We start from the raw sequence: 6,833 nt of genomic DNA on the forward strand, positions 1-6,833 counted from the left end.
GGCGGAAGACCTCTGCCTCGTCAAGTTCCTGCCGTGGTTCATGCGCATGGGCATCACGTCCCTGAAGATCGAAGGCCGCATGAAATCCGGCGGCTACCTCGCGCAGGTGGTGGACGCCTACGCCACCGCCCTACGCGACGTCCAAAACGGCATCTTCCGCCCTCAGGCCTACCTCCACGAACTGCTCAACACGGCCTCGCGCCCGCTGACGACAGGGTTCTTCCTGCCCGGCGACAAGCGCGTCACCTACCCCGCCGCGCCAGAGCAGCGCCCCGTGCTCGCCCGCATCGTGGAGCAAACCGGCGACGACGCGTGGACCGTAGCCGTGCGCTCCAAGTGGGATACCACCCAGCCCGTGCGCATCCTCGTCCCCGGACTCCAACGCCCAGTCCTCGACGCCGGAAGCTACGCGCTGGAAAACGACCTTGGCGAAAAGCGCGACGTCGGCCACTCCGGCCTCACCCTCACCCTGCGCGCCAACCACCCCGCCCTCGCCAAAGGCCTGTTCCTGCGCCCCTAGCCGCACCACACGCTAAGCGCAGCGCCCACAACATTACGCCCCAAGACCGCCGACTTCATGCGGGTCTTGGGGCATTTTGCCACCGTTTTTTTGCTCCGCAGGGTTAAGGGCCGTGGGCCCTTAACGATCCCATTTATACGCCAGTTTTCCGTTCCACCCACACAGCCTCTATCCGGCCCCGACACTGCCGCCCCACCAACGCGGGCAACTGCCCAAGCAAACAGTGAAGCACACCACCACCTTTTTTCGGTCTGTCCCCAGACCGAAAAACCTCGGGATTCTTAAGGGGCCGCGCCCCTTAAGCCAGCGGAGCTAACCTCTTGACCCTCGCGTAACGACCCACTCAGCCCAAAACAAAACCGCCGCCCCGAAAAATTCGGGGCGGCGGTTTTGCGTGCTGCATCAGTGGGGGCGCGAGGCAGCGTTAGTTGGGCAGGAAGAGGAATTCCTTGTGCACCACGTCGCACCATGCGTCGACGATGGCGGCGTCCCATTGTGTGCCGGCGTTACCGCGCAGGATGGCGACGGTATCCTCGACGCTCCGGGCCTTTTGGTAGGAGCGGTCGGAGGTCATGGCTTCGAAGCCGTCAACGACGCTGATGAGGCGGGCGAGGAAGGGAATGCTGTCGCCGGTAAGGCCACCGGGGTAGCCTGCGCCGTCTACGCGCTCGTGATGGTGATAGATGATGGGCACGAGTTCCTTGAAGGAGGAAATCTTGGAGACGATGTCGCGTCCCATGGCCGGATGCTGGCGCATGCGCGCGAATTCGTCTTCGGTGAGGCGGCCCGCTTTGTTGAGAATCTCGTCGGGAATGCCGATCTTGCCGACGTCGTGCAAAATGCCTGCGAAGCGGAGAAGTTCCAGCTCACGCTCGGGCAGACCCATCTGACGGCCGAGAAGGACGGCGTACTGGCCGACGCGCTCGGAGTGCCCCTTGGTGTAGATGTCCTTGGCTTCCACGGAGGCAACGTGCGAGGTGATGATCTCCAGATTCATCTCCTGCATCTTGCGGCCGACGCGCAGGGTCTCGAAGGCGCTGGTGCCGTGCATGGCAAAGAGCGCCAACAGGCTGAGATTGGCGGAGGAGTAGGCGCGGGACTCGCGCGAACGCATAACGACGAGATACCCGCCCCGGCCCATGGCAACGGGCGCGCACATCACGGAGACGGCGGAGGGGCAGTCGGGAACATGCGCGGTCAGCTCGCCGGGGCTGAAAAGTACGGGATCGTCGCTGGTGAACAGATGCGGCGCAGCGGCGTCGAACCACCCGCACCCGCCACGAAAGGCTTCGCCCCAGACAACTTTGGGGCTGGGCGCGGCGCCTTTGCTCCCGACGAGATAGAGGGCTAATCCGTCGGGGTCGAACACCTTGCGGGTATGGCTGAGCAGTTCGCGAACGATGGACTTGAAGTCGGAATGCGCGGCGATGGCCTCGCGCAAATTGTGAACAAGGCCGAGGGCGTCTGGCGCATCCAGCTGGGCGCGGCGCTGTTGGCGCTTGCTGAGCACGGCGTGCACCTTGTCGCGAAACTTAAAGACGTTAAAGGGCTTTTCCAGATAATCGCTGGCCCCTCTGTTTAAGCACTGCACGGCGCTGTCCACAGTGGCGTATCCGGTAAGAAAGATGACGTCGGCATCCATGCCGCGGCGGCGCATTTCGTCGAGCATGGCGTGGCCGTCGAGGACGGGCATGCGGATGTCGGAAACCACAAGGTCAACGGGCTGGGCGGCCAACATATCAAGCGCCTCGCGGCCATTGCCTGCGGTAAGCACGGTATGGCCTTCCTCTTCGACCACCTCTCGGTAAATGTCGAGGATTCCAGCTTCGTCGTCCACGAGAAGAATGGTGTGCTGCTGCATGCCTGTCTGGATCGTTTGTCGGGTGGGAGCCCTGTTTGGAAAGCGTGCGAATTTGCGGGAGATGTCGCGGCCGGAGGGACCACTTTCTCAGTTGCTCTCCTGCCATACATGACGGCGGCGCACCTTGTCCAGACGGCGCTGTGGGCCTTTGTTCCGGCGTGGCGCATCCCCCCTCGGCTTTTGCCTTTTTTGCCTACTTCCAGTAATGCGGAGAACAGAAGATCCGTTCCGGACCCGCTCCCCGGTCCACCGCACACCCGTTACGAAAAAGGCTGGCCATGCACTCCGACGAATCCAGAACTTCCGGCGGCGCTGATGTCAAAGCCGTTATCCGCCACATTGAGCAACTGCCCGCACCGCCGCCCGTGGCCGTAAAAATCCTGACCGAAGTCATGGAGGAAACGGCGGACTTCGCCCATATTTCCCACCTTATCGAGTCCGACCCCGCGCTGACGGTCAAGGTCCTGCGCATGGCCAACAGCATGAAGTACGACTACCGCGGCCACATTGAAAATGTGGAGCAAGCGCTGTCCACCATCGGCTTTACCAGCCTCAAGAACGCCATGCTCTCGGTCATCATCCGCGACACGTTCTTTGCGGAGCCGCAGCAGGCCGACACGAACCTGACGAACATCTGGAAGCACACCCTCGCCAGCGCCGTCGCAACGGAATTGCTGGCCGAAGAGGTTGCGCCGGAGCTTGTATCCGTGGCCTTTGCCGCCGGAATGGTGCACGACTGCGGCAAGCTGGTCCTGCTCATGGCCATGCCGCATATCTACGAACGCCTGCTGGACGAGAGCAAAACCACGGGCGCGCCCATGCTGGACCTTGAAACCGAGGCCATTGGCGTGGACCACACGCAGGCCGGGAAATGGCTGCTCCAGCAGTGGCAACTGCCCGCCCGCCTGACGGATGCGGCGTGGCTGCACCACCAAACGCCAGACGCCCTTGCGGGGCTGGGAGTGGACCGCAGGCTCATTACGCTGGTGCAGCTGGGGAACCTGCTGGCGCATGATGTGATGGTGGACGGCTGGTCGCGCCCGCAGGACACCACACGCGACGCACTGGTGGCGCACTTTGGCCTGACGGACGATGCTGTGGAAGCCATCAAAAGCCGCATCGGCCATAGGTATGCTGAGCGCGCGGCCTTTTTTGATCTGGATGCCGACGCCGCACGGTTCTATTTCGAGGCGCTCCAGCGCGCCAACGCCAGCCTTGCGGGCATGAACGCAAACCTCTTCGACACCTCGGAGCGCCTGCGACGGGCCGGGCGCATTCTGGAGACCATTGGCGTAGTCGGGCCAAGCCTTGCCGCCATGCACGACCCGTGGGACGCCTTTATCCTTATGGCCTCCACCATGCGCACGCGCCTCGGCTCGCGCGAGGGGTTTGTGTACCGCGTCAATGCGGACCTCCCGGCCATAGAGGGCCTGTACTGGAACGGTACCACCACGCAGGAACTGCGCCTGCCCCTCACCGAAGAGCTTGCCCTGCCACAGGATGCGGCGGAATCCATCCCATCCGGCGCCCTTGCCGCGGTGCTGACGGGCTACCTGTCGCGCTCGCCCGTGCCGGATGGCGAAGCGCCAACGCGCCTTATCGTGCAGTCGCCGTTTTGCATTGCGCCGCTGGCGACGGGCAGCGCCTTTATCGGCGAAATGCTCTTTGTGCCCGAACAGCCCTCGGCGCGGCTGCTGACGCAGGAACATATCGGCTACTGCCAGCTTGCCGGACTGCTTGCCGCCACGCTGGAGCGCCTTGACCTGCTGGCGCGGCTGGAAAGCCGGGCGGAGCACCTTGCCACCACCCTGCGCAAGCTCAAGGGCCTCAACTCCAAACTGGTGCAGGCCGAGCGCCTCGCCGCCGTGGGGCAGCTTGCCGCCGGGGCCGCGCACGAAATCAACAACCCCCTCGCCATCATCTACGCGCGCACACAACTCATGGAGCACCGCGAGCAGGACGAGAAAAAGAAGCGCGACCTCAGCCAGATGAAGGAGCAGATTGAACGCATCACCTCCATCCTGAGCAACCTGATGGACTTTGCGCGCCCCATGCCGCCCAAGATGCAGAAGACGAACCTGGCGGACGTGGTCACGCGGACGCTGGCCCTTGTGCGCGGCGAAATGGGCAAGCAGGGCATCCGGCTGGAGACCGACCTTGCCCCGGATTTGCCGCACATCCTTGGCGACGCTAATCAGCTGGAGCAGGTACTCCTCAACCTTGTCATCAACGCCGAACACGCCATTACCGAGCGCGAAGACCCGGCCACGCCGGGGCGCATCCACGTGCGGACGCGCCTGACGGGCAGTGGCCGCCGCGCCGTCCTGACGGTGACGGACAACGGCGTGGGAATGACGAACGAAACCCTCAAGAAAATTTTCGACCCCTTCTACTCCACCAAGGAAGAGGGCAAGGGCACGGGCCTTGGGCTGTCCACGTCCTACAGCATTGTTGCGGGACATGACGGCGAAATGACGTACGAAAGCGCGCCGGGGCGCGGCACCACCGCCCGCGTGACCCTGCCCCTTGCCACGCCGGACGCGCAGGCCAGCACGCCCACTCCCCCTCCAGCGCCGCCTGTGGACGACGCCATCCTTGTTGTGGACGACGAGCGCCATATCCGCGACATCCTCAGCGAATCGCTGGAGGCCAAGGGCTACCGCGTTGAGACCGCCTGCAATGGTGAAGAAGGCCTTGCCCGCCTCGCATCCCACAGCTACCGCCTGCTGCTGCTCGACCTGCGCATGCCCTCACGCGACGGGCTGTCGCTGCTGACCCACGCGCAGGACAAGCTGGCGGACATGCCCGTTGTCATCCTGACGGGTATGGCCGGTCCGGACGAAATCGACCAAGCCATGCGCCTTGGGGCAAGGCGGTGCATCCGCAAGCCCTTTGAGATAAACGCCCTGCTGACCGAAGTGGAGACCCTGCTGGGGAAGGAGGAGTCATGACGCACATGCCACCGGGAGAATCGCCCACGCGCATCCTGTCCATCGCCAGCGGCAAGGGCGGCGTGGGCAAGACCAACGTCACCGTCAATCTTGCGTGGGCGCTGGGCGAGATGGGCCACAGTGTGTGCATTCTGGATGCGGACCTTGGGCTGTCCAACGTGGACATCCTGCTGGGCATCCAGCCCCGCCACACGCTGGAGGACGTCCTTTTTGACGACCTGCCCATGCGTGATGCCATCATGCCCGTTGGCCCCGGTGTGGACCTTATTTCCGGCGCATCCGGCGTGCCGCGGCTGGCCGAGCTCACCCGCCCCATGCGCAAGCGGCTGGTCACGCAGTGCGCCTCCCTTGGCAGTTATGACTACATCATCATCGACAATTCACCGGGCATTACCGCGCAGGTGACCTCGCTGTGCCTGTCCGCCAAGGACGTCATCCTTGTGGTGAACCCGGAGGCCACCTCCATCACCGACGCCTACGCCCTGACCAAAGTGCTCTCGCGCGAGGGGCTGTGGTGGATGCCGCGCATCCTCGTCAACCGCGCCCGCAGCGCCAAACAGGCCCGGCTCATCTTTGAAAAGCTGCGCGCCACAGCGGGCCAGCGCCTTGGGCTGAACTGCTCCGTCCTCGGGCATATTCCGGAGGATAGAAGCATCGCCTCGGCCTCGGCATTTCAGCGTCCCCTTATGGAGACGCACCCCGGCTCCAACGCGGCCATGGCCCTGCGGAATGTGGCCTCGCGCATCCGCTCCGCCGCCGTGTCCAAAAACCGCATGATCAGCCCACACCGTTTTCTGGATGCCTCGGTCATGCGGCTAAAGCAAACCACAGACGCCCCGCGAAAGGCCCCCGAGGTAGGCGCGCCGACGCCCGTCCTGCGCCACGCCATCCACGAGCTGGACCGCATTGACGCCCTGCTTGAGAGCATCGATACGGACGTCAGCCCCGCGCAGACTGCGGCCACGCGCTCCGTGGTGCGAAAACGCATCAGCGACTTACGCGCCCGGCTCCAAAGCTCCCACACGGCGCCCCCTACGGCGCAGCCTACGCCGCTTCGGCCCCAGGCACACCGGCCCGCGCCCCTGCGTGCTCCCCTGGCTGGCGATGCCAGCGCCCCGGCGGAGCCAAAGCTGGAGCCTGCCGCCCCGCCTGTGGAGCGCCACCCCGCGCTGCTCCTGTGCCCGGACGACGCCCTGCGCGACCTGCTGGTGGAGATGCTGATGGACACGGGGTACAGGGTGGACCTTGCGCCACTGCCCACGCGCTCGTCCATGCCGGACTTTGCGCCCTACCGCCTCGGCGTGGTGTGCTGGGACGGCCCGGCCGCACATATTGAAAGCCTGCTGGCGCGCACCGGGGAGACGCCTGTGGTGTGGCTGCGCGGCTACCGCAGGCCCCCTGCGGCCGAACCGCACCTTGCCCCGCAGGTGACGATTATCGACAAGCCCTTTTCCGTCTCGGACCTGCGCCGCACCTTCACGGAAGCGGCAAAGCCCGCGCA

The 6,833-nt window shown here is 64.6% G+C and carries 4 protein-coding genes; 3 read left to right on the forward strand and 1 reads right to left on the reverse strand.

The features are described from left to right. On the forward strand, nucleotides 1-520 hold a 520-nt coding region (locus ACY69P_RS12470), incomplete at its 5' end, for a peptidase U32 family protein (RefSeq protein WP_462327701.1). 424 nt (nucleotides 521-944) lie between these two features. Here ACY69P_RS12470 and ACY69P_RS12475 read toward each other — a convergent pair. Continuing rightward, nucleotides 945-2,381 (reverse strand): HD domain-containing phosphohydrolase, encoded by a 1,437-nt coding sequence (locus ACY69P_RS12475; protein WP_462327702.1) that lies wholly within the window; start codon nucleotides 2,379-2,381, stop codon nucleotides 945-947. A 278-nt stretch (nucleotides 2,382-2,659) separates the two neighbouring features. Here ACY69P_RS12475 and ACY69P_RS12480 point away from each other — a divergent pair, with 278 nt between their 5' ends. Together ACY69P_RS12480 and ACY69P_RS12485 are read left to right on the forward strand one after the other, a co-directional pair. Next, entirely contained in the window at nucleotides 2,660-5,332 is a 2,673-nt protein-coding gene (locus ACY69P_RS12480) for an HDOD domain-containing protein (protein ID WP_462327703.1), read from the forward strand. Then, on the forward strand, nucleotides 5,329-6,833 hold a 1,505-nt coding region (locus ACY69P_RS12485), incomplete at its 3' end, for a MinD/ParA family protein (protein WP_462327704.1). The genes ACY69P_RS12480 and ACY69P_RS12485, both read left to right, overlap by 4 nt.

The organism is Desulfobaculum sp., assembly GCF_054921475.1.